The sequence below is a fragment of the Solilutibacter tolerans genome, from assembly GCF_900155935.1.
GTDB lineage: Bacteria > Pseudomonadota > Gammaproteobacteria > Xanthomonadales > Xanthomonadaceae > Solilutibacter > Solilutibacter tolerans.
Genome location: NZ_FTLW01000002.1, coordinates 352,277 through 374,389, shown reverse-complemented (window position 1 = coordinate 374,389; position 22,113 = coordinate 352,277). Strand labels below are relative to the sequence as shown.

Sequence of the window (22,113 nt, the reverse complement as noted above, 5' to 3'; positions counted from 1 at the left end):
ATTCAGCGGCGGCGTTTTTGCCTGCTGCCTTCTTGCTCTGGCAACTCGAACAGGTCGTCCGGCTGCAATTCATAGCTGACGCGGTCCACCTGCCAGCGCACTTCTTGTCCGCCCAATGTCATCCCGGTATACGAGAGCAGAAGGCCGCTTTCGCTATCCACCCACATCTGCCCGGAATCACTTCCAGCGGGGCCAGCGCGATTGGCCCTGCGATACGCCCAGTGCACGGCATTGCGTCCGCTATGGATGCCCTCGGCAAGCTTACGGCAGTCGCTCATCATTCCCATGCCGCCACACGGGGTTGCCGGGTCGACGAACAGGGGGAGTTTGCCGCGCGGCAAAGGCAGCCCGCCGCCACGGTTGTCCAGCATCACCAAGGGTGCGCCAGCAACGACTTGTAACAAGCGATACTCACGCGCATCGACACCGGTGAATGTCAAGGCGAATTGATCGTCACGGAAGTGGACCGTGACCGGGATCCGCTTGCCGGCCGGCGAACCCGCGATGGGTGCGAGCACGTTGGTCCAGACCTCAGCCTTGCCTTCGCTGGCTTGTACGTTCGATATAGTCAACAGCATCACGCACACCGCAAACGCCACGCATCCGAGGCCTGCCCTCCTCATCGCAGGGTGCCGGTATAAATGGGCGACTGCATGCGGACGATGGCATAGCTTTCTATCGCCAGCCGATCATGTCTCCCCAGTGGTTCCGGGCGCAGCGTTACCTTGTCGAACGGACCGCTGGGTTTGATGTACTTCGACGCGCCTTTGATCACCAGACCAACAAATGGAACGATCAATGGATAGTGATAAGTCACTTTGATCTTGAGAATGTTGGCATCCTGCACGTTTACACCGGTGCGGCCCACCCGCGCGCTGCGGAACGCAAGGTTGTCATTGGGCAAGGCAAACCTTCCGTTGTACTGCCGCTCCCTATGCTCATTCACCATGGCGCGAGTCGGACTGATGATGTCCACGTTGGTGTAGATCGGGTTTTCTACTTCAAGCTCGGCCTTGATGCGTGCCTTGGTAATCCCGCCGATACTTGCCTCGGTGGCAAAGAGCGGGGTCAGGCCCATGGCCAGCTCTTGTTTGATCTCCGACATCTTGGCGCCGTTGACAGCCCCGGCACGCGCAGCTTCGAGCGTCGCAAAATCCAGCGTCGCCTTAGCTCGATACAACAACACCAATTGAATCGTGGATAAGATCAAAAACAGGATGACGGGAGCCGCGATGATGAATTCCACAGTCGACTGCCCTGACATGCGGCGCTTCGCTCCTCGTGGGTTTGCTCGTCGCTGATTATTGCAAGTCATAGCTCTTCTCCTCCGCTAACCGCAGGTTCTGCATCAGATTGCCAGCGCCATGTTTCTCCCATGCGTGGGTGGATGCTGGCGAGCGCGCCGGCTCTCAACTCCAGCGTCGCGAAAGCACCTCTACATCCCACCGTACGCCATGGTTTGACGCTGCTCCTCCATCCGCAAACTTGGCCCGCACGATCAAGAAAAAGCACATCAAGTGGATAGCGCATCCACATCGTGTGTACGCTCGCACAAGGGCGAATCAACAGTCCTTCAGGGCCTTCAACTCGAAGAGGCGCACGAAAGAGTAGCCCTCGCAAGCGTGTCCACCAACCGTCGGCCAGCCATGCGCTGGGAACTGCAACGCTGCCATCCTCGCGATGGATGATCCCAGGTTTCACAAAATCCCCTCCTGGATCATCTTCAAGTAAATGAAGTAGCCGATGAACAGGAAGATCAGCGGGAAGAAAAACATCACCAGTGGCAACATCATCTTGACTGGCGCTTCCAAAGCCAGCTTTTCAGCACGCAGGAAGCGTTCTTCCCGTCGCTGGTTCGCTTGGGCGCGCAATGTGTCGCTAAGGTTAGCGCCCACCTTGTCGGCCTGAATGAGAGAGCTGGTGAAGTTCGAGATCTGCGGAATGTCCATCCGCTCCGCCATGCGCTTCAAGGCTTCCGCACGCGGAAGACCTGCGCGCAGGTCACGCAGCATCCGCGAAAACTCCTGCGACAACGGGCCTGCTGGGCCCTTGGAGACTGCCTGTTCTATGGCGCCGGTGATATTCAGGCCGGCCTCGACAGCCATCGTGATGAAATCGAGAAAGATCGGCAGATCGCGAACCACGCTGCGCTGACGCAGCTTGCGGCGATCATTCAACCAAATTTCCGGATACAACCAGCCAAGCAAACCACCGAACGCCAAGGCCATAAAACCACTACCCAGAGACAACTTGCCCAGCATCAATAGACACAAACTAAAAAACGCGAAGGCGAGCAAAGCAGACACGGCCTTCAAACCGTAGAACTCTTCCGAGGTCAGCAAATAGTCTTGCCCCGCTGCCTGCAAGCGTCGATGGGTCTGCTCGAACTGTGCCGTCTTCATGCGTGGCGCGATAAAACGGGTTGCCACAGTCACCAGCGGCCACATCATCCGCAATGGTGCTGGTAAAGGATCCTGATAACTGCGGTCGTCAATTTCGACCTCGCGCAGAGCGCCACGCGAGCCCAGCATCACCAGCACCACCGCTGCTGCCGCCATTACCGCTATGAGAATGAGCATGATGTTCATACGTCAATCGTCATGATCTTGCGACACATGCGATAGCCCAGATACTCCATCACTACGCAAATGGCGATGACTAGATACCCGTGCCAACTGTGAAACATTGGCTGCATGGTTTCTTCATACATCAGCGTCAAATAGCCAATCAGGAACACCGGCAACAACGCCATTACAATGCCCTGCAAGCGGCCCTGCGCAGTCAGCGCTTTCACCTTGTTCTCCATGATGAGGCGGCGACGCAAGGTTTCCGCCAAGGTGGCGAGTGTGTCGGCCAGGTTGCCGCCTACCTCCCGCGAGATGTTCACGGCGGAGACGAACAACTTTGCATCCACGATCGGTACGCGGTCGCTGAAATGCTCCAGCGCTTCTTCCGTGCGGACACCCAGGTGCTGCTCGCGCAGTACCAGGGCGAACTCCTGAGCCAGGGGCGGCTGGCCATCGTGCACCATGACCTCTAAAGCAGGGGCAAAACCCACACCTGCCCGCAAACTACTTGACAGCATTTGCAATGCATCCGGCAGTTGCTCCTGGATTTGGTTCAACCGGCGCTGCTTCATCCACACGTAGACCTTGCGTGGAATGAAGAACAAGGCAGCTGCAGCCACAATCGCGATCAACAGCTTGCCCGTAATCAGCCAGATGAAGGCCGGAATGACCACCAAGGCCACCGAGTTGAAAACGAAGAGCTGGGTCGGATCCATGAACATGAACATGTCGGCCAGATTCAGCCGGGCCTGTTCCATGAAGTTTTCCCGATAGCGCCGCATGAATCGGTCGCTCGCGCGAACGGCCATGTACGCCGCAACCGCGAAGAACAGGAAAATTACGATCGCAACTACCCAGATATTCATCGGAAGCCGTCTTTCCCCGAGCCGCCTCGGAAGATGCCGAGATCCACTTGCACACCGCGTTGGGCCAACTCTTCGTAGAACTCGGGCACTGCGCCGGTGGCGATGAAGTTGCCCACCACCTTTCCATCGGGTCCGTGATACGTCGTTGGCTTGAACAGGAACACGTCTTGCAGCTGGATAGTTCCGCTTTCAACACCCGTGATTTCCGTGATGTGGCTGACCTTTCGCGAGCCACACGGATAACGCCTTTGATGCACGATGAGATCCACGGCCGATGCGATCTGCTCGCGCACCACCACCATCGGCAGCTCCATGCCTGCCATCATCACCATCACTTCCAATCTGGACAGGGTTTCGCGCGGGTTGTTGGCATGCGCCGTAGTCAACGAGCCTTCGTGACCGGTATTCATTGCCTGCAACATGTCGAGTGCTTCACCGCCGCGGCACTCACCGACGACGATGCGATCGGGGCGCATGCGCAGTGCGTTCTTCACCAAGTCACGAATGGTGATCTGCCCCTTGCCTTCCATGTTGGGTGGGCGCGCCTCCAGCGAGACCAAGTTGGGCTGCACCAGTTTTAGCTCCGCTGCATCTTCGATAGTGACAACACGATCCACATCGGGGATGAAGTTCGAGAGGATGTTGAGCAGCGTCGTCTTGCCGGAGCCCGTACCGCCAGACACGACGATGTTCTTGCGCTCGCGCACAGCAATCTCGAGAAATTCGAGCATTTCCTTGTTGAGTGAATCGAAGGTCAACAAGTCCTGGCCCAGCAGGCGGCGCGTGGCGAATTTTCGGATGCTGATGCTGGGGCCGCGCAAGGCCACCGGCGGGATCACCGCGTTGACGCGCGAGCCGTCCTTGAGTCGCGCGTCAACCAGCGGCGAGCTTTCGTCGATGCGTCGGCCCAAGGGCGTGACGATGCGTTCAATCGCCGCCAACGCGGCGCGCTCCGACGTGAAGGTAACCTCAGATCGCACGATGCGCCCGGAGCGCTCGATGAATATCTGGTCATGCGCATTGACCATGATTTCCGTCACGGTCGGGTCATCAATCAAATCTTCCAGTGGCCCCAAGCCGATGGCTTCATTCAGCACTTCCTTGGCCAACCGTCGTGGATTGATCGCCTTCGGTAAATCAGCGAAGTCGCGTTTGATGATGTCGTCAATCAAGTTGATGGTGGTGCTGCGCAGCGATTCGTCGCTCATGCTGCGCACGTCCACGCGACGCAAGTCCATTTGGCGCACCAGCGCAGCATGCACCTTGGTGCGCCAGTAATTGACATCCACCACGTCTGCGGCCGGTTGCAGCTGGGTAGAGGTCACTGGCGACACATCGCCCTCTGCCGATGACGTGCCTGTGTTGGTTTCAGCCTGGCTCCGGCCTGATGCCGAAGCTTCTCCGGTATTGAAATCGATCATCGCCTCGTTTGCGGCTTCACGCGCCACCGGTTCGTCTGCGTTGACCTGCAGCGTGTAATCACCAATGACGATGCGATCCTTGCCACGAATCGGTCCGTGCCGCGAGACCACTCGCGTGCCATTCACCGTGATCGGTGCACGACCGCCTAGCGAGAGGATGTAGATGCCATCCTCTTCGCGTACCAACGATGCGTGATTACTGGCGATTGTCCACCCTTGCAAGGTCACGAGATTGGCATCATCCCGCCCGATGCCGCACTCGCGGTGCATGCATTGAACGCGCCGCTGTTCACGACCAGGCGCATCGATTTGGATGTTGAACATCATTTGGTACTTGGCCGGATCAACTTGCGCTGACGCTTGCTGATCTCACCTTCCAGCGAATTCTTTATGTCCTCGCCGCGCTGCAGGTTCTCGCGATTTTCGGGCGAGCTCGGGGTTACGATGCGCGGCGTTACGAAGACCACCAGCTCAGTGCGCTGGCCGCGGAATCCATCCGAGCGGAACAGCTTACCGATGATCGGGATATCGCCAAGGATCGGAAACTTGTCTGCGCTCTTGGCAGCCGAGCTATCAATCAGGCCAGAAATCACCATGGTTTCACCGGTACGCACATTGATTTCGGACTCCGTCCTGCGCGTCAAGAACCCCGGGACACCCTGCACCGATACGGAAGGATCGATGCGGCTCACCTCAGCCATCACTGTGGTCAAGACTTCATTTTGGCTGTTCACCGAAGGCGTGATGTTGAGCCGCACGCCGTATTCCTTGAACTCCACTTGGGTCACGCCAAGCACGCTCGGAATCACGATCGGCACTTCGCCACCGGCCAGAAACGTAGCTTCACCGCCACTACGAACACTCAACTGTGGCGAAGCCAGTACCCATGCCTTGCCCTGGCTCATCAGAAGATTGATGCTGGAGGCAATAGAGGTAGCGATGCCGAAGTACGTCTGCGTACCCGGCAAGCGCATGGGCAAGCTGTCCTTGATGTCCTGGAACGTGTCGTCATCCTTGGGCAACACGCGGAAGTAAGGATTGGTGGTGAAGTCCTTGATCGAACCACCCAATGGACCTTTGATCATCGTGTCCCAGCGAATGCCCAGCTCCTCGAGCGCATTCCGGTTGAACTCCATGATCTGCACATCCATCTGCACCATCGGCCGCATGCCCACTGGGTCCGTGCTGGCGAAGTTGAGAACCTGCGGATAGAGCTTTTGAATCGCGCCAACCTTGGCGATCGTGCCTTCGTCCAGATCGCTGCCTGCCACAACCACGTTGCCACCGACCGGCGTCACGGTGAGCCCGGGCACTACGCCCAACAGAACGCGAACGGTTTCAGCCAGCGCCTGGCCACTATCTGCCGACACATCGACCGTGACATCCCGCTGGGTCCCATCCGCCATCCACAAATGGACGTTGGTTGCACCCTTCTGCGTGCCGATCAGCACGAGTTCACTGCTCCCCACCGTATGCACGCTGAGGATTTCGCCATTGCCCACCGCCACACGGCGGATGCTGCCGGGCACGCGGTGTACCACTGCCTGCCCCGCATACAACGCCAGCTTGTTGGGTAGCGGCGTCGCCGTAGAAGGACGGCCATCGCTTGCTCGCGCCGAGGCACGTGGCACCTGCGGCTGCTCCTGAATTTGGAAGGGCATCGCGCGAGGCGTCGTGCCCTGCTGTGCGCCTATCGGGGAGGCTTGTGTCGCTGCATTTGCAGCCTGCTCAGCTTGCTGGGCCTGTGCGAGCGACGCGCCTGACACCATCAATGCAATTGCCGTGGCGAGAGAAATTCCGCCCGTCTGCCCGCGCCTGAGGACGCTGCCTTTCTTCACACTTTCCATGTTGATCAGCTCCGTCCGCCGATGATGAATTCGATACCTTGACCACGGCGGCGTGCTGCGCCTGCTGGTTGGTTGCCGGGTACACCGCCCAACGCATTGAGCAGCTCACGTTCGCTTAGGCCCGTTGCCGCGCCCGGCGAGGTGTCGGTGATTTCACGAAGCAATACCCGCAAGCTGCCGACCTTGGAAGCCACCGCCAGCTGCTTGGCTTGGTATTGATCAAGTTCGAGGGTCAGGGTTGAATATGCATCATTGCCTTCTCCCACCTCGGCGCCTTCCGGGCGAATTTTTTCGCCGACCTGTGTGCCCGTCGCCAGCACCTTGATCTGCTGCAACATCGGGAACAGTCGTGGTCCACCCTTCGCTTCTTCGATTTCTTTCAGGAAGAAAATGTCGATCATGTCTCCTGGCGCGATCATGCCGGAGATCGAATTATTCTCGTCAACACTGAGGTTGTAGGCGACTTTTCCCTTTGGGATGATTCGCGAGAACTGATCGTACAGCGGAACCAATGACGAGGCGCTGAGTGGCGCACCACCGCGCACAGGCGCTCGCAACATGCGTCCCGCATATTCATCGTAGTTATCGGGAGTAAGCGCGTCGGCGGGCACCAAGTCCACCGGCACGCTTCGACTTGCCATGTCGCCGGGTGACAAGATCACGCCTTGTTCCATATCGTTATTGGCAACGGCGACTTCAACCATCTCGCGGTTATCGCGAGTTTTTTCGGCAACGGTTGTCTGCACGTAACGAACAGCCAAGCCCGAAGCAAAAAGTGCCAGCAGTCCAGCGGCGCCGATATAAAGAAAATTCTTGTTGAACTTGGGCTTTTGCATGTACCGATCACGTGTGGGTTAAAGGGGGATGGCTGAGAAAGAGATGGCGTAGACGAATGCGTCATAAACCTCTTTCAATGCCTTCACGATTTGGGAGATGACGTCGGGATTGGCGAGCAAGATGATTACCGCCCCCAGCAGAACGATCGTGTACTCGACCGTGGCCTGCCCCGACTGTTTCTTGGGCTGCGTGGTCTTTTTCATTTTCCTTGCACCATCATTACGATGGTCTCCTTCTCCATGCGCATGGTCGTAATGGCTGCCATGCCTGTGTTGCTTTGGTAGTAGCTGATGCACGATTGGCTGCTCGCGGTGCACTTGCTCGAGCTTTCGCTTTCCACATAGCCCTTCGCCCGCAGTGCACGCTCATAGAATTTTTGATTCTGGTAGGGCGAAAACTGGTTCCCCATGCGCAAGCTGCGCGGATTGCCGGGCACATCGCGGTAAACAATGTCTTCATACACTTTGGTGAGCGAGGGCTTGATCGCCCCCTGCCCCGCGGCGGGCGGCTTTCGCGAAGGCAGCTTGGTCATACCCAGCTGGCCCGTCGTCTTTCCGGCAGTTGAGGAGAGCTCGACGGTGACGTAATAGCCGTTTTCTTCATAGCCGAGAACGGTCTTGGGCCCGATCTTGTTCTGCACCAGTTTTTCTTTACGTGCCTTGTTGTAGAACGCGATCACTTCATTTTTGGTCATGTCCACGTCGAAACGAAGGATGCGCATCTCTAGTCCGTTGTAGAGCATGTCGCTGGACACCCATTGTGCTTGGGCATCTGCAGGCACAAGAACGTCAGGCCACCCCGTCGCCAAACCTTTGTGCGGAGCTAGACTCGCCACAGCAAGCAAGCAAAAGACAGCGCACCGAGGGAGCGTTTCAATTCCCACGGACCGGATACCTCTCCAACTTCTTGATCGGCACGATGTCCGGTTCGATGTACCCAATGTCGAGATCCTTCAAGCGCCTTGTAATCGGCAAAGGAATGCTGCCAATGGCATCCAATCCTTTGCTCAACTCCTTGAGATTCGATGTAGGCACCAAGGATTCGACTTGCTGTATTACGCTTCGCTTATGAGAGGAGCGCGTCCCGGGCGCACCACTGCCCGCGGCATTCCAAGCATCCACAAGCAAGCTTTGCTCTCGATTAAGTTGCAACCCTAGGTTATCGAATGGCGCCAAATATCTCGCCGGACTACCATCGCGACCTTGCAGATTGCGTATGTCGATGCGGGTTTTGACGGTGATATAGCCTTTTGCATTCGGCGGAAAATCTCCAGGCAACTCTTTAGGGAATTTTGATATCACCCCTGATATGAACCCCGGCGACGATTTTTCGCTTCTCCCGGTCACGCTCGCATCTTGCTTGAGCACCAGTTTTTTGCCTGAAAATGTGTTGAGCAGCGTGTCGTCGAAGTTACCCGTTGCGGAACCGCTCGAGTTGCTGCGAATCGGCGAATCCGCCCTGGCAAACGCACGATCGATCATCAACGCTTTCATTTTTGCTTGATTCGCAAGACCATGGTCTTGCGTTGCCGTCATTTCCCACGCCGCATTGCGTGTGGCCTGTTGGGCTTGTTGCTTGATATGGGTGTATTTGCCGATGATCGGTATAAGCAAGAACAAGGGCACAAGCACCGCACAGACGACTACGGCCTCGGTCAGTGCCTGACCCTTTTCATTGCGTCGAATTGCGCGCATCACTCGCCCTCCTTGTCAATGCCGTCGGGTGGCGTGACCGCAGCCCCGCCTATCGATATCGACGCCACTTCCAATCGGCAGCCGCTACCCGCTTGCACACTGTTGGAAGCTGTCAATGGCAATGCATCTAAAAAGGCTTCGCCCGTTTGTCCCAGCTGGCAATCATCGCCAGTCGCCGCTTCGGAAATCCCCCATGCCGCCCCGCCTGACCACATGCAGACTTCCGTTTCGTCTTTTTTCCATCGCGAGCAGGGCTGCCCCTTTTTTTGGCTTGTCCCTAACGCGGCCCAACCGATGCCCAGGCTGTCTTCTCGCGCTTGAGCCACATCTTCACTCGCCAACGCCATTCGGACGCCTGCATCCTGTTGCGTTTCGCTTTCCGCCTCACCTGGGAAATTGCTGCGCACGCGAACATCTTTGCCGTTGCTTTGCGTATCTCTACGATGTTCATAAAATTCAAACTGGCAGGATGTCTCCGGACTACCGGGGCTTGGCGTGCGCCAGCCCCACTCCACGTCGCTGATTTGATAACGCGCACCATCCGTCCAGACTTCGCTTTGATGCTTCCCCGCCTTGGCCAGTTCATCAGATGAAAGCGCCTTTACCGGCAAACCAGCACCGTTGCAGGCAATCACGCGCGCCTCATAGTCCTTGATTGCGAGCGGCTGTCCATCGTGAAGGCGTTCACGATGGACTACGAACTTCAAGGCTTGCTTGCCCGACGTGTCCTCGTCAGCGCTGCGCAGAGCACTATCCTTTTCAGTCTCGGCACGTAAGTCGCCGCCATCACATGCGACTGCAATGTTCATCACGAATGCGAGCAGGATTATGTTCGCCGCTTCACGCCCTGGAAATTTCGCAATGCTCTTCATGGCGCAGCCGATAATGCGTTGAAGCTGGCGCGCAGAGTGGCCGGCGTTTCCGTCAACCGCGCTTGCCAGTAGGGACTGAACAGGCTGCCCGCTTCATATCGGGCATCACTCCTGCCACGAACATAGCGATTGAACATGCGTCCGCCGTTGTAATCATGCGGGCGATTGAAATAGATCTGTGCACTCGACAACGCCTTAATCTTGTCGCCCGGCGGCGACTCCGTCACGTCCATGCGTCCGGTGGCCATGCCGATGTTGGAGCTGGTGCGGGTCTCCTTTGTCGAGGTGGCAACTTCGACCGTGAAGATCGGACCGTCTTCTGGTGTGCGTGCCTTGCCATCCTTAACGTCGTGATACTGGTGCGCGATGCCGTTCTTGTATTGGGTAAAGAACGCATGGTTCCGTTTGCCGCCCACCATGCTGCCGCCCGGGTCCGACTCCGCCATCTGCGATGTCATTTCCCAGGGTGAGAGGCCGTTGTATGCCTTAAGACGCTTGCGTTGGTAATCCGAATACCAACCACGGCCATTTCCCATCCCGGCGAAGAATCGTTTGTTTCGGTTGGGCGCAGCCTGCGCGCCCGCCCATCCCAGTGGCAAATCCAACTCAAGCAGCCAGATGTCGACCACGAAATTGTTGGTGTCTACGGCAGACCAGCGGTTGTAGTCCACCATGTCGGTGCCACCGTTGGCTTCGAAACCTATGATGAAAAGCTTGGCATCATCGCGCCGATCAACCGTGAACTTGTCGCGCGATTCCATCACCAGGTTTCTATAACGGTCTCCGCCTACCGAACCGCTGGAGCGCCCTTTGGGCACGTTGAACTGCTGCAGGTATTCGCTACGGGCTTGCTCCATCTGTCGAACCAGGTTGGCGTACGACAGCGCGGTGACTTTCGCGTTGGGGGAGTTCGCATCGACCACATCATGCGCAACCTTCATTGCGCCGGCTGTGCTCGCCTGTTCGATCGCGAGCTCGGCCACCTGTGCATAGCTCTGATTTAGTACTTGATCGATCAAGCCGATCGCCGGCCCGCTAGCCTCACGCAAGCCTGTGCGGATAGGCCGCATGATTTGATCGGCGGCTTTCGCGATTTGCGCAACAGCCTTGAAGATGAAGCCAACGTACGGAACTGCCGACAAGATGTTCGAGTAGGTCTCGGTCATCTTGGCCGAAACGTTGATTTGGGTCATCCAGGAATTCAGGCTGACCAGCTGGGCGACCGCCACTTCGTTGGCGATGCGTCCTCGATTCATGTACGCGGCTAGATTCCAGGCGCGCGCTTGCTCGACCGCCACGCTATACGCAGCGGCATCGGCGGCATTGGTCAACTCGACCTTCTTGTTGACCACTTGCCCGGTGTTGAACGTCACCATCAATCCGACGCACAGCACCAGCAGGAAAATGAGGGTCAGCGGCAGGGCCTGGCCTTGCTGCCGGGGGGAGCGGGGTATGGAAAGCATCTTTCTGGCCTCGGGGGAAAGGCTTGAGATAGACCGAGGCGGGCAATCGCTTGCCCACCCCGTAAAACCACCAAATTACTTGGCTTCGTTGCCGTTGTAGGAGTTCAAGCCCTTCTTGGCGTCCGACTGGCTCTGGGCTTCGCCCGCCTGGTTCTTGGCGCGGTTGATCTGCTGCTGGGTCTTGGATGTCTCACCCGCCAGCTCTTGCGCCATGCCCGACATCTGTGCGCGGATGGTGCCGCCAAAAGCGGTGAAGACGCCGATGGCCGCAATAGCGATCAGGGCGACGATGATGATGTATTCGGTCATGCCTTGGCCGCGTTGGCGACGGGCACCGATGTTGCGATTTTGAATCTTCATGATTGAACCTCACGGAGCAGTGGCTGGGTAATCCGCGCGGATTTCGGGGGAAACTCCGCGCAGGATTCGAAGCTAACCAGCTTTTTGTGACAGTTCAAGCATTTTATTTCGCAAATGGAACATATTGTTCCATTTTTGATTCTCTTATCGCAAAATCCATGCCACCCTTCAAAATCAATGAGTTAGGGAAACTCAAAGGTTTTTAATCTACTGCTTGATCAGCTCCACACGCCGATTCTTGGCCTTGCCTTCCTCGGTGGCGTTGTCAGCTACCGGCTGGGTGTCCCCCATCCCGCTGGCCTGAAGTCGGGACGCATCGATGCCTGCCTGTTGCAGGGCCGCAACTACAGCCTTCGCCCGCCCTTCGGATAGCGACTGGTTGTGCGCCTTGTCCCCCGAATTGTCGGTATGCCCATTGACCGCCAGCTTGAGCGCGGGATCTTCCTTCAACAACGCGACCACCTGCTCGATCTGCGGCATGGAGTCCGGCAGGATGTCGGTCTTGTCGGTGGCGAAATTGACCTGCAGCGCCACCTTGCCTGCACTATCAATTTGCTTCTTCAACTCCGAGGCCGGCACGAGCCCAGCGGTTTGCTGGAACGCCTTCTCTTGCCCGATGACATAGGCATAGTTGACGTTATCGGCGACCAGATGGATCCAGATGTTGCCGTCATTGCGGCGCACCAGATACGTGGTCGCCGGGGCGCTATACACATTGCCCAGGCCGTCTATGAAGCCTTGGGTAATCTCATCGCCCCATTCCTTAATCGTCTCGGTCGGCACACGCCCTTCCGACACCTTGACGCCGCCCATCTGCTTCACCAACTCGTCGAAGTTGCGCTTCACCTCAAACTCGGAGCCATCGTGCCCCGCTTCCGCGGCAAAGACTTCGCCATGAAACTTGCCTTCAACCCAATGTGTCTTGCCATTTACCCAAAACGGGAAGCGTGCGAACGTCTTGTTGGTCTGGCCGAAACCCTTGTTGCTGTAGCCGCTTGGCAGTGTGATGTAAGGGAAGTCGCCCAGCCCAACTTCCGAAACCGGATATTGGTTGATGTCGAATTCTTCTGCTTTCTCGGCAGCGCCCGGCGCAGTTGCCGTGTTGGCAGTGTCAGTCCCCGGATTTTCCGGCGCCGCCTCCTTCTTCTTGCAGCCGGCCATCAAGGCCACGACAAGCATGGGGGCGATAACGATGCGGGCACGAATCATATTTGCTCCTGAAATGAGAGAGGAGATCACCCGGCGCGCGGCCAGGTGATCGATCCTTGGTTGTCAGCTATCAAACGTCTGGGGATTAGACACCCATCGCTTTGGCCTTGGCTTCCATTTCTTCCGCGGCTTTTTGCCACTTCTTAATTTCTTCTGGGTCGGCCATTTGCTTCAACGGCCCGCAATCGGCCTGCGCCTTGGCCGGGTCGCTGGCCGCCTTGGCCTTGGTCGAGGCGTAGCCCTCATCAAAAAGGCGTTCGATCTCTGATGTAGATAGGCCCTTGGCCTTCATTTGCTTATCAAGATTGACCAAGGTCTGCGCGCGCGTTTGCTGGCCCGCCAAGCCACAGAACTCCGCCATCGCTGCCATGGAGCCTGCCATGGACACCATGCTGCCTTCGGCCATCCCGACAGCGGCGGCAGGTGTGGCCGCTTGGGGCTCGGCGGCGGCGGCCGTCTCAGTCGCACTCGCGGCAGGTTCAGGCGAAGCGCTATCAGGGCGCGAACACGCAACCACCAACAGAACCGGGCATAACAACAACAAGGGGCGAAGCAAGCGCATGGGGGAACTCCATTCGGGGGAGCCCGGAGTGTAACAATCTGTTCCACCCATGGGATTGCGGTTCAGCTACGCATACCGATGCCGCGCTTAAGCAGCCACAGGCCCAGTGCGCCCAGCGCCGCGACGAACACCAACATCAACGCGAATGCCGTCCATACCGGCACATCCGAGGTGCCGAGCAAGCCGTAGCGGAAGGCGTTGACCATGTAGAAGATCGGATTGAGGTGTGTCGCCGCCTGCGCCCAGGCCGGCAGCAGCTGTACCGAATAGAACACGCCGCCCAAGTAAGTGAGCGGGGTGAGGATGAAAGTGGGGACGATGGTGATGTCGTCAAACTTCTTCGCATAGACCGCGTTGACGAAACCGGCCAGCGAGAAGATCGTCGCGCCCAGCACGACGGAGGCAATGGTGATGAAGGGATGCGGCATCCGCACTGGGGTGAACAACATGGCGATCGCCATCACAATCGCGCCAACCAACAGCCCGCGCAGCACCGCGCCCGCGACATAACCGGTCAGGATCACCCAGTTCGGCATCGGGCTGACCATCAGCTCTTCGATATGGCGGCCGAACTTTGCGCCGAAAAAGCTCGAACTGATGTTGCCGTAGCTGTTCTGGATCACGCTCATCATCACCAGGCCGGGCACGATGAAAGCCATGTAGTCGACGCCATCCATCTGCCCGACGCGTGAGCCGATCAGCCCACCAAAGATCAGGAAGTACAGCGTCATCGTGATCGCCGGTGGCACCAACGTCTGCGGCCAGATGCGCAGGATTCGCATCACTTCGCGGCGGATGATCGTGCCGAGTGCGATGAGATTGGGATTGCTCATACGCGCACCTCCGCGTGGCCTGCTTCCTGCGGCGCTGAAATCATGCGCACGAATAGCTCCTCCAAGCGATTGGACTTGGTGCGCATGGAGCGCACGCGGATGCCCGACGCATCAAACGCATCGAACACGCGGTTGAGATCCATCGCGCGCGGCATGTCGACATCCAGCGTGTGACCATCCAGTGCGATCAGCGTCGCGCCTTCGATTTCAGGTAATTGCGCGGGCAGCTCGCCTTCGACATCGAACAGGAAGCCCTCGACATCGAGCCTGGCCAGCATCGACTTCATCGAGCCTTCGGCGACGATACGACCGTGATCGATGATCGCCAGATTGCGGCACAGCGCCTCGGCTTCTTCCAGATAATGCGTGGTGAGGATGATCGTGGTGCCTTCGGCGTTGATCTTCTTGAGCGTCTGCCACATGCCGCGACGGATCTCGATGTCGACGCCCGCGGTCGGCTCGTCCAGGATCAATAAACGCGGCTCGGTCATCATCGCGCGGGCGATCATCAGGCGCCGCTTCATGCCGCCCGATAGCGTGCGGCTCATCACGTTCGCCTTCTCCCACAACTGCGCATCACGCAGCACCGCTTCGGCGCGCGTGAGCGCCACCTCGCGCGGGATACCGTAGAAGCCCGCGTAGTTCACGCAGATGTCGATCGGCTTCTCGAACATGTTGAAGTTGATTTCTTGCGGCACCAGGCCCAGCTGGCGCATGGCCGCACTGCGGTCCGCATCGATGTCGATGCCGCAGACCTGCACCGTGCCCGCCGTCTTGTTCACCAGCGAGCTGACGATGCCGATCAGCGTCGATTTGCCTGCACCATTCGGGCCCAGCAGCGCGTAAAAATCACCCGGGGCGACTTCCAGGGAAACGCCTTTGAGCGCCTCGACGCCGTTGTCATAGGTTTTCTGCAGTCCCTGCACGGACAGTGCAGGCACGCTGGGGTCGAATGCGGTCATGGGGGAGCCGTCGGCCAAAACGCTAGTATATGGGCCCGCTCCAGACGCATCGGCCCCGGGTCACAACCGGCGCCGCCTCGCATGTCCAAGTTCTTCCCGATTCGCCTGACCTCGCGCCAGCTGGCCACGCCCTCTGTCCTGCACCTGAACTTCGTCCGTGACGATGGCGGCTCGCTCGATTACACCCCAGGCCAATTCATCCAGATCCACTTCCCTTTGGCCGATGGCACCACGGCGCGCCGCAGCTATTCCTGCGCCACCCGCCATGACCACCATATGGGCCCGGGCGAGCCCGTGGAATTCATCGCCAGTCGCGTACCGGGGGGCGCGGCGACGGCCTTGTTTGAGGGCATGGCGATCGGTGATTGCCTAGAGGCCAGTGGGCCACTTGGCCTCTTCACCCTGAAACCCGACGACACCAATGGGCGCTACCTGTTGATTGCGACCGGCACCGGTGTCGCCAGCTACCGTTCGATGCTGCCAGACATCGAAAAAATGATGGCCGAACGCCCGGTCGATATCGTGCTGATGCACGGCGTGCGCACTGCCGAGGATCTGCTGTTTGCCGACGAATTTGCCGATTTCGCATCACGACACGGTGATCGTTTCCGCTATATCCCCTGCTTCTCGCGCATCCAGCCGGATGCCGACATCTGCGGCAACGGCGCAGAACCACGCCATGGCTACGTGCAGAATTTCCTCGAAGCATTGGCCCCAGATCCGGAGCGCGATATCGCCTACATGTGCGGCAACCCCAATATGGTCGATGCCTGTGTCGAGGCGCTGAAAGGCTTTGGCCTGCCGATGAAGAACATTCGCCGCGAGAAATACGTCAGCTTGAAGTAAGCGCGATTGCGTCGGGGGCACACGCTGTCAAGGATGCTTGACAGCGCAAACCGGTGCGCTTAGTCTCGATGTCAAGCTTCCTTGACACGAGGTGCAGCATGAGCAACGACAAGCGCAAGCAGCTGGCTGGCACCGGCGGCGCATTCTTGGCCGTCGGCTTTACTTTTTTCGTCCTTGGCATCAGCGGGAACATGGCTTTTCTAAACATCGGGATCGCGTTCTTCGTCATTGGCCTGTCCTCCATTGCCCAGGGCAAGAAGGACGAGGCGGCTGCCCGCGACACCGATGACGACAAGGATGGCGCTCCATGACAATGCGCCGCATCACCTGGATCTTCGTCAGCATCGGTCTGGGTGCCTGGCTGCTGGGTGGACTAGGCCATTTCGCTTGGCACTGGAAGGGCGAGCTGGTCGGCATGTGGTTCGGGATCGGCGTGGGCTATCTCCTGGCCGGCGTGTTGATGATGCTGATGCCGCGCTGGTGGCGTGAGTACTGCGACGAGGAATATGCGCACCCCGCCGGCCGTCGTTATCTCCGCGCCATGTGGCCGATTCTGATCGGCTATTCGCTGATCTTGTTTTTCTCTGGCTGGATGATCAAGCGCGGGGTCGAACCGATACCGTTGCGAGCGTTGGTGGCCTTGCTGCCGGTCGTGCCTTTGGCTTTTCTACTTCGCATAGGCCTGCGCTACCTGCGAGAAACCGACGAGTTGCAACGTCGCATCGAGATCGAGGCCATCGGAATCTCTGCCTTGTTGGTGTCGCTTCTCTACTTTGCGGGCGGCTTGCTGCAGCAAGCCAAGGTGATCTCCCTCGACGCGGGCGCGGTGATGATCTGGGTCTTCCCGCTGCTCATGCTGTTCTACGGCATCGCCAAATTCTTCGCGGTCAGGCGCTATCGATGAACAACCACCTGCGTGAATTGCGCGAGCGCATGGGCTGGTCGCAGGCGGCGCTTGCCGAACGGCTGGCGGTGTCGCGCCAGACCGTCAACGCGCTGGAAACCGGCAAATACGACCCGTCGCTGCCACTGGCGTTTCGCATCGCCAAGCTATTCGACGAGCCCATCGAATCCATCTTTATTTACCAGGAATGACCATGCGCACATGCAAGGCACGTTCTATCCCGGCATCTTCAGCCATGACTTCACAGGGAACATACTGATGAGAAATTTCACCCTGCTGCCGCTGGCCACAGCACTGGCGCTGGCCTTGGCGGGCTGCGCCGAGCAAGCAACGCCGGGCGCGGACAAAGCCGCCAGCACTGGCGGCGACACCCAAGAACTCTTGGGCAGCCTGTCCTTCACCCCCTGCACCCTGCCCTCCGCTTTCGGCGGTGAGGGCGTCGAAGCCAAGTGCGGCGCGCTGGAGGTACCTGAGAATCGCGCTGAGCCCAACTCGCGCAAGATCCGCCTCAATATCGCCTGGATCCCGGCCAGCGAAGGCGCTGACTTGCAGCCGGATCCGGTCTTCTTTCTGGCTGGCGGCCCCGGACAATCAGCGGTCGATACCTATCCGCAGCTTGCCCCGATCTTCAATCGCATCGGCCGCCAGCGCCATGTGATCCTGGTTGATCAACGCGGCACCGGCGATTCACATCCGCTCAATTGCGATGTCGAAATGGACGCGATGGAAGACAGCGCCGCAGACGATCTGGACGCCCTGGCCCGGATGACCCAGGCCTGCCGCGATCGCCTCGGCAAGACCGCAGACCTGCGCCAATACGGCACTACCGCCGCCGTCGCTGATCTTGATGCCGTGCGTGCTGCCATTGGCGCGCCGCAGCTCAATCTGATTGGCGTCAGCTACGGCACGCGTGTCGCCCAGCAGTATGCGATGCGCCATCCCGATCGCACTCGCAGCATCACCCTGGATTCGCCCGTTCCCAATGCGCTGATCCTGGGCAATATCTGGGCGCGCAATCTGGATGACGCCTTGGCCAAACAATTCGCCCTGTGCAGCGCAGATGCGACTTGCCGCGACAAGTTGGGTGATACGCGCGCCGAGCTCGATACCTTGATGAACAAGCTGCGCGCAGCCCCGGTGAATGTCACTTATCGCGATGCCAACACCGGCGAAGAGCGCACCGAGCCCTTGACCGCCAGTGAGGTGGCCGGCCTGGTTCGCATGTATGCCTACATGCCTGCGATGGCAGCCCTGCTGCCGCTGCAAATCCATGAAGCCAGTCAGGGCCGCTACGGCAATCTCAAGGCGCTCACGGTGATGCTGACCCATGCCATGAAAGACCAAATGGCCAGCGGTATGCAGCTCTCGGTCGTGTGCGCGGAAGATGGCGATGGCATCGTCGGAGATGCTGCGAACGAAGGCACGGTGCTCGGCAACAGCCTGACCGATGGCATCGGCACGATGTGCAAGCACTGGCCACGTGGCGAAGTTCCGGCCGATTTCCACAAGCCGCTATCGACCAAGGTGCCCGCCCTTATCATCGCCGGCGAATTCGACCCGGTCACGCCGCCAAAATACGGCGAAGAAGTGTTGCGCACCCTGCCCAATGGCCGATTGCTGGTGCTGAAAGGCCAAGGCCATAGCGTGCTGGGTGCCGGCTGCATGCCGCGCCTGTTCGCCGAGTTCATCGACACCGCCAACGCCGCGGCGCTCGATGCCAAGTGCCTCACCTCGCTCTCGCCCATGGCGCCCTTCCAGAATTTCAACGGAGCACAGCCATGATCGTGGCCGAACACCTACGCAAAACCTTTCCCGGCAAGGGCAAGAATGCCGCGCCTGTGATCGCGGTGGATGATGTCAACTTGATTGCCCGCGATGGCGAGATCACCGGTCTGCTCGGCCCCAACGGTGCCGGCAAGACCACCACCATGCGCATGCTCTACACCTTGATGCAACCGGAAACCGGTCGCGTCCTCATCGATGGTCTGGATACCACGTCCCATGCCAACGCGGTGCGCCGCGCCCTGGGTGTGTTGCCCGATGCACGCGGCGTGTACAAACGATTGACCGCGCGCGAGAACATCCGCTATTTCGGTGAGCTACATGGCATGTCGCGCGCCGACATCGACGCACGCACCTTGGAACTGGCGCGGGCGCTGCAGATGGAAGACTTTCTTGATCGCCAGACCGAAGGTTTTTCGCAAGGCCAGCGCACCAAGACCGCCATCGCACGCGCACTGATCCATGACCCGAAGAACGTGATTCTGGACGAGCCGACCAATGGCCTGGATGTGATGACCACCCGCGGTCTGCGCAGCTTCTTGCGCCAGCTGCGCGATGAAGGGCGCTGCGTGGTGTTTTCCAGCCACATCATGCAAGAGGTCGCGGCGCTGTGTGATCGCATCGTCATCATCGCTCAAGGCCGCGTCATGGCCGAAGGCACGCCGGACGAGCTGCGCGAACGCGCCGGCATCGACAACCTGGAGGACGCCTTCGTCCGCCTGATCGGCAGCGAGGAGGGCCTGCACGCATGAACATGTTGAAGACTGTTATCGGCAAGGAATTGCTGGAAATTTCCCGTGATCGCAAGACCCTGGGCCTCACCTTGTTCATGAGCCCGCTGATCTTGCTGGTCTTGGTCTTTGGCCTAGGCAAGGTGGTGGAGAAAAAAATCCAGACCCAAAGCGACAAGCCACTGGAAATCGCCATCGTCGGCGCAGAACACGCGCCCAACCTGGTGAAGTGGCTCGCCGCGCAAGGCGTCACGGCCAAGACCGTCAACAATCCCGATGCCGCCATCCGCGCTCAGGACGAAGATGTTTACCTGCGCATCAGTGAAAAGTTCGCGGACAAGTGGTCGAAGGGCGAGCCGGCCATGGTCGAGATCGTCCATGACAGCACGCGGCGTGACGCCGAAATCCCGGTGCGTCGCCTCGACAAGATGCTCGAAGCCTATAACGTGCAAACCGGCTCGCTGCGCTTGATGGCGCGTGGTGTCAGTCCCGCCGTGGCGATGCCGGTCATGGTGGCGCGCAAGGACTTGTCGACATCAGCCCAACGGCGCGCGATGGCGATGATGTTCCTGCCTTATCTGCTGATCCTTGGCGGCTTTCTTGGCGCGATGGCTTTTGTCATCGACATCACGGCCGGTGAGCGTGAGCGCCAATCACTGGAACCTCTTTTAGCGACGCCCGCGCCGCGCGGCACCTTGGTCTCGGGCAAGATCATCGCGGCGACCGTCATCGGCATGATTACGCTCTTGCTCACCTGCTTGTCGTTCAAGCTAGGCGCGCAGTTGGCCGGTGGTTTCGCCCGGATGATGGATGTCAGCCCCATGGCGATCGTCAAAATGCTGCTGGTGCTGATGCCAATCGTGCTGGTGGGCAATGCGCTGCTGACCTTGATCGCCTCGGGCGCGAAGTCGGTGAAAGAGGCGCAAAGCTACATGACACTGCTGATGCTCTTGCCGATGCTGCCGACCATCTTCTTGATGGTGAATCCGGTGAAGAATCAGTTGTGGATGTTTGCCGTGCCTTTTCTGTCGCAGAACCAGCTGTTGCTGAAGATTCTACGCAGCGAAACGGTGAGCCCGATGGAGTGGCTGATCTACTTCAGCGCAGGCCTCGGCCTGGTTGCCTTGCTGTGGCTGGGCGCAGTCTGGCGCTATCGCCAGGAGAAGCTCGCGATCTCCGGCTGAGGTTTCAGCACCAATGCAACACAAAAAGCCCGGCATCTGCCGGGCTTTTTTTTACGTCTTCGCTCAGTTCGCGGGTGAGAAGCTGATCGTGCGCCGGCTGGTGACCGGGCTACCCACCGGTTGGAAGCGCCAGCGCTTCACGGCCGCCAGCGTTTCACTGTTGAACACACGCGGCGGGCTGGAGCTGACCACGCGCGCGGCGGTGACTGCACCATTCGTGCCCACCGTGAACTCGACTTGCACGGTGCCTGACTGTCCGTTGCGCAACGCTTCAACCGGATACTTTGGCTGCGGCGTACTGATCGCCACCAACTCGGTATTTGCGCGCGGTGCCGGTGCTGCCGCGGCAGGTGCCGGTGCTGCGGCCGTGGGGCGCTGGGCCGCGGCACGCTGTTCGGCCTGACGGCGCTCCTCAGCCTCGCGGGCTTGCTGGGCTTGCGCCTGCGTCGCCTGTTGTTGACGCGCAGTTTCGGCGGCACGCAAGTCCGCGATGCGCTTTTCTTCGGCCTGGCGAGCTGCCAACTGTTGCGCCGCTTGTTGCTGCATCTTCTGCTGCTCGGCCAAGCGCTCACGTTCGACCTGCGCTTGACGCGCGGCATCGGCTTCGTTGGTCACCGCTTCTTGCTGGCGCTGCGCCAGTGTCTGCTGTGCATCGGCAATACTTTGCTTCAGACGCGGCAAGGCCGGTGCGTTGGCATCGGTCTTCTCGAGCAAGGCATACAGGCGCTGGGCTTCGGCAAAGTCATCGCGAGTGATCGCCTGTTCGGTGGCGATCAAGGTATATGGCTGCAGATCGGTCAGCGCACCCGAAACCGCGGCATCGCCCGGTGCCTTGTCACGCAGGGCAAGGTAGTACTCCATCGCGTTGTTGGCGGCCGGCGCATAGAGGCGCTGTTCGGCCACGGCTTTGGTCGCGGCTTCGCGCAGCTGCTCGGGCGACATCGCGGCCACGGCTGCAGAAACGGCTTGCGCGGGCGCGGCTGCCGTTTCGGTTGGCGCAGCGCCCGGCGCGGCGGTTTGATCTTCCTGCTTGCCCCCGCAAGCGACCAGGCCACAGGCCAGCGCACCGACCAACGCAACGCGCAGGACGGCGTTTGATTCTTGATGACGCAACATCTGGTTTTCCCCCAAATCCGGCTGTTATCGCCGTGTGAAGCAGCATACAACGCCCCT

General features: G+C 59.2%; 26 protein-coding genes. 7 read left to right on the top strand and 19 right to left on the bottom strand.

Going from position 1 to position 22,113, the window contains the following annotated elements; translation table 11 throughout:
* Window positions 1-2: 2 nt before the first annotated feature.
* The 18 genes from BW989_RS04910 to BW989_RS04825 form a co-directional block, all read right to left on the bottom strand.
* Complete coding sequence (locus BW989_RS04910; RefSeq protein WP_076585925.1) at window positions 3-578, bottom strand: hypothetical protein; 576 nt, start codon at window positions 576-578, stop codon at window positions 3-5.
* Window positions 579-619: 41 nt separating this feature from the next.
* The gene (locus tag BW989_RS04905; protein ID WP_242651320.1) at window positions 620-1,246 is read right to left on the bottom strand and encodes a TadE/TadG family type IV pilus assembly protein; all 627 of its coding nucleotides are present in this window, start codon (window positions 1,244-1,246) and stop codon (window positions 620-622) included.
* A 65-nt stretch (window positions 1,247-1,311) separates the two neighbouring features.
* On the bottom strand, window positions 1,312-1,701 hold the full coding sequence (locus BW989_RS04900; RefSeq protein WP_076585921.1) for a DUF192 domain-containing protein: 390 nt from the start codon (window positions 1,699-1,701) through the stop codon (window positions 1,312-1,314).
* The gene (locus BW989_RS04895; RefSeq protein WP_076585919.1) at window positions 1,698-2,588 is read right to left on the bottom strand and encodes a type II secretion system F family protein; all 891 of its coding nucleotides are present in this window, start codon (window positions 2,586-2,588) and stop codon (window positions 1,698-1,700) included. Before BW989_RS04895 ends, BW989_RS04900 begins: the two co-directional genes overlap by 4 nt.
* A complete protein-coding gene (locus BW989_RS04890) occupies window positions 2,585-3,433 on the bottom strand; it encodes a type II secretion system F family protein (protein ID WP_076585917.1) in 849 nt (282 codons plus the stop codon). The genes BW989_RS04895 and BW989_RS04890 overlap by 4 nt, the downstream gene beginning before the upstream one ends.
* Window positions 3,430-5,124 (bottom strand): TadA family conjugal transfer-associated ATPase, encoded by a 1,695-nt coding sequence (locus BW989_RS04885; protein WP_076586471.1) that lies wholly within the window; start codon window positions 5,122-5,124, stop codon window positions 3,430-3,432. The genes BW989_RS04890 and BW989_RS04885 overlap by 4 nt, the downstream gene beginning before the upstream one ends.
* A gap of 53 nt (window positions 5,125-5,177) precedes the next feature.
* Window positions 5,178-6,701 (bottom strand): type II and III secretion system protein family protein, encoded by a 1,524-nt coding sequence (locus BW989_RS04880; protein ID WP_076585915.1) that lies wholly within the window; start codon window positions 6,699-6,701, stop codon window positions 5,178-5,180.
* A 5-nt stretch (window positions 6,702-6,706) separates the two neighbouring features.
* The gene (cpaB, locus tag BW989_RS04875; RefSeq protein ID WP_076585913.1) at window positions 6,707-7,537 is read right to left on the bottom strand and encodes a Flp pilus assembly protein CpaB; all 831 of its coding nucleotides are present in this window, start codon (window positions 7,535-7,537) and stop codon (window positions 6,707-6,709) included.
* An 18-nt stretch (window positions 7,538-7,555) separates the two neighbouring features.
* Window positions 7,556-7,741: a hypothetical protein gene (locus BW989_RS04870; protein WP_076585911.1), complete on the bottom strand. Its 186-nt coding sequence runs from the start codon at window positions 7,739-7,741 to the stop codon at window positions 7,556-7,558.
* A complete protein-coding gene (locus BW989_RS04865) occupies window positions 7,738-8,259 on the bottom strand; it encodes a hypothetical protein (protein ID WP_129582816.1) in 522 nt (173 codons plus the stop codon). The genes BW989_RS04870 and BW989_RS04865 overlap by 4 nt, the downstream gene beginning before the upstream one ends.
* A gap of 151 nt (window positions 8,260-8,410) precedes the next feature.
* Window positions 8,411-9,232 (bottom strand): TadE/TadG family type IV pilus assembly protein, encoded by an 822-nt coding sequence (locus tag BW989_RS04860; protein ID WP_076585909.1) that lies wholly within the window; start codon window positions 9,230-9,232, stop codon window positions 8,411-8,413.
* Window positions 9,232-10,104: a hypothetical protein gene (locus BW989_RS04855; RefSeq protein ID WP_076585907.1), complete on the bottom strand. Its 873-nt coding sequence runs from the start codon at window positions 10,102-10,104 to the stop codon at window positions 9,232-9,234. Before BW989_RS04855 ends, BW989_RS04860 begins: the two co-directional genes overlap by 1 nt.
* Entirely contained in the window at window positions 10,101-11,567 is a 1,467-nt protein-coding gene (locus tag BW989_RS04850) for a pilus assembly protein TadG-related protein (RefSeq protein WP_083688238.1), read from the bottom strand. Before BW989_RS04850 ends, BW989_RS04855 begins: the two co-directional genes overlap by 4 nt.
* 75 nt (window positions 11,568-11,642) lie before the next feature.
* On the bottom strand, window positions 11,643-11,927 hold the full coding sequence (locus BW989_RS04845) for a pilus assembly protein (RefSeq protein ID WP_076585905.1): 285 nt from the start codon (window positions 11,925-11,927) through the stop codon (window positions 11,643-11,645).
* Window positions 11,928-12,134: 207 nt separating this feature from the next.
* Window positions 12,135-13,136, bottom strand: coding sequence for an OmpA family protein (locus tag BW989_RS04840; RefSeq protein WP_076585903.1), 1,002 nt, complete (start codon window positions 13,134-13,136; stop codon window positions 12,135-12,137).
* A gap of 85 nt (window positions 13,137-13,221) precedes the next feature.
* Window positions 13,222-13,542: a hypothetical protein gene (locus BW989_RS04835; RefSeq protein WP_129582815.1), complete on the bottom strand. Its 321-nt coding sequence runs from the start codon at window positions 13,540-13,542 to the stop codon at window positions 13,222-13,224.
* Between the two features lie 218 nt (window positions 13,543-13,760).
* A complete protein-coding gene (locus BW989_RS04830) occupies window positions 13,761-14,531 on the bottom strand; it encodes an ABC transporter permease (RefSeq protein WP_076585899.1) in 771 nt (256 codons plus the stop codon).
* Window positions 14,528-15,493 (bottom strand): ABC transporter ATP-binding protein, encoded by a 966-nt coding sequence (locus tag BW989_RS04825; protein WP_076585897.1) that lies wholly within the window; start codon window positions 15,491-15,493, stop codon window positions 14,528-14,530. Before BW989_RS04825 ends, BW989_RS04830 begins: the two co-directional genes overlap by 4 nt.
* A gap of 81 nt (window positions 15,494-15,574) precedes the next feature.
* Here BW989_RS04825 and BW989_RS04820 point away from each other — a divergent pair, with 81 nt between their 5' ends.
* The 7 genes from BW989_RS04820 to BW989_RS04790 all read left to right on the top strand — a co-directional run bounded on the left by BW989_RS04820 (window position 15,575) and on the right by BW989_RS04790 (window position 20,940).
* Window positions 15,575-16,339: a ferredoxin--NADP reductase gene (locus tag BW989_RS04820; RefSeq protein ID WP_076585895.1), complete on the top strand. Its 765-nt coding sequence runs from the start codon at window positions 15,575-15,577 to the stop codon at window positions 16,337-16,339.
* A gap of 98 nt (window positions 16,340-16,437) precedes the next feature.
* The gene (locus BW989_RS04815; protein WP_076585893.1) at window positions 16,438-16,650 is read left to right on the top strand and encodes a hypothetical protein; all 213 of its coding nucleotides are present in this window, start codon (window positions 16,438-16,440) and stop codon (window positions 16,648-16,650) included.
* Window positions 16,647-17,243, top strand: coding sequence for a hypothetical protein (locus BW989_RS04810; protein ID WP_129582814.1), 597 nt, complete (start codon window positions 16,647-16,649; stop codon window positions 17,241-17,243). Before BW989_RS04815 ends, BW989_RS04810 begins: the two co-directional genes overlap by 4 nt.
* On the top strand, window positions 17,240-17,434 hold the full coding sequence (locus BW989_RS04805) for a helix-turn-helix transcriptional regulator (protein ID WP_076585889.1): 195 nt from the start codon (window positions 17,240-17,242) through the stop codon (window positions 17,432-17,434). Before BW989_RS04810 ends, BW989_RS04805 begins: the two co-directional genes overlap by 4 nt.
* A gap of 67 nt (window positions 17,435-17,501) precedes the next feature.
* Window positions 17,502-19,025, top strand: coding sequence for an alpha/beta fold hydrolase (locus tag BW989_RS04800; RefSeq protein ID WP_076586465.1), 1,524 nt, complete (start codon window positions 17,502-17,504; stop codon window positions 19,023-19,025).
* On the top strand, window positions 19,022-19,777 hold the full coding sequence (locus BW989_RS04795) for an ABC transporter ATP-binding protein (protein WP_076585887.1): 756 nt from the start codon (window positions 19,022-19,024) through the stop codon (window positions 19,775-19,777). Before BW989_RS04800 ends, BW989_RS04795 begins: the two co-directional genes overlap by 4 nt.
* A complete protein-coding gene (locus BW989_RS04790; protein WP_076585885.1) occupies window positions 19,774-20,940 on the top strand; it encodes an ABC transporter permease in 1,167 nt (388 codons plus the stop codon). Before BW989_RS04795 ends, BW989_RS04790 begins: the two co-directional genes overlap by 4 nt.
* 63 nt (window positions 20,941-21,003) lie before the next feature.
* Here BW989_RS04790 and BW989_RS04785 read toward each other — a convergent pair whose 3' ends face one another.
* On the bottom strand, window positions 21,004-22,056 hold the full coding sequence (locus BW989_RS04785) for an energy transducer TonB (RefSeq protein ID WP_076585882.1): 1,053 nt from the start codon (window positions 22,054-22,056) through the stop codon (window positions 21,004-21,006).
* Window positions 22,057-22,113 lie beyond the last annotated feature (57 nt).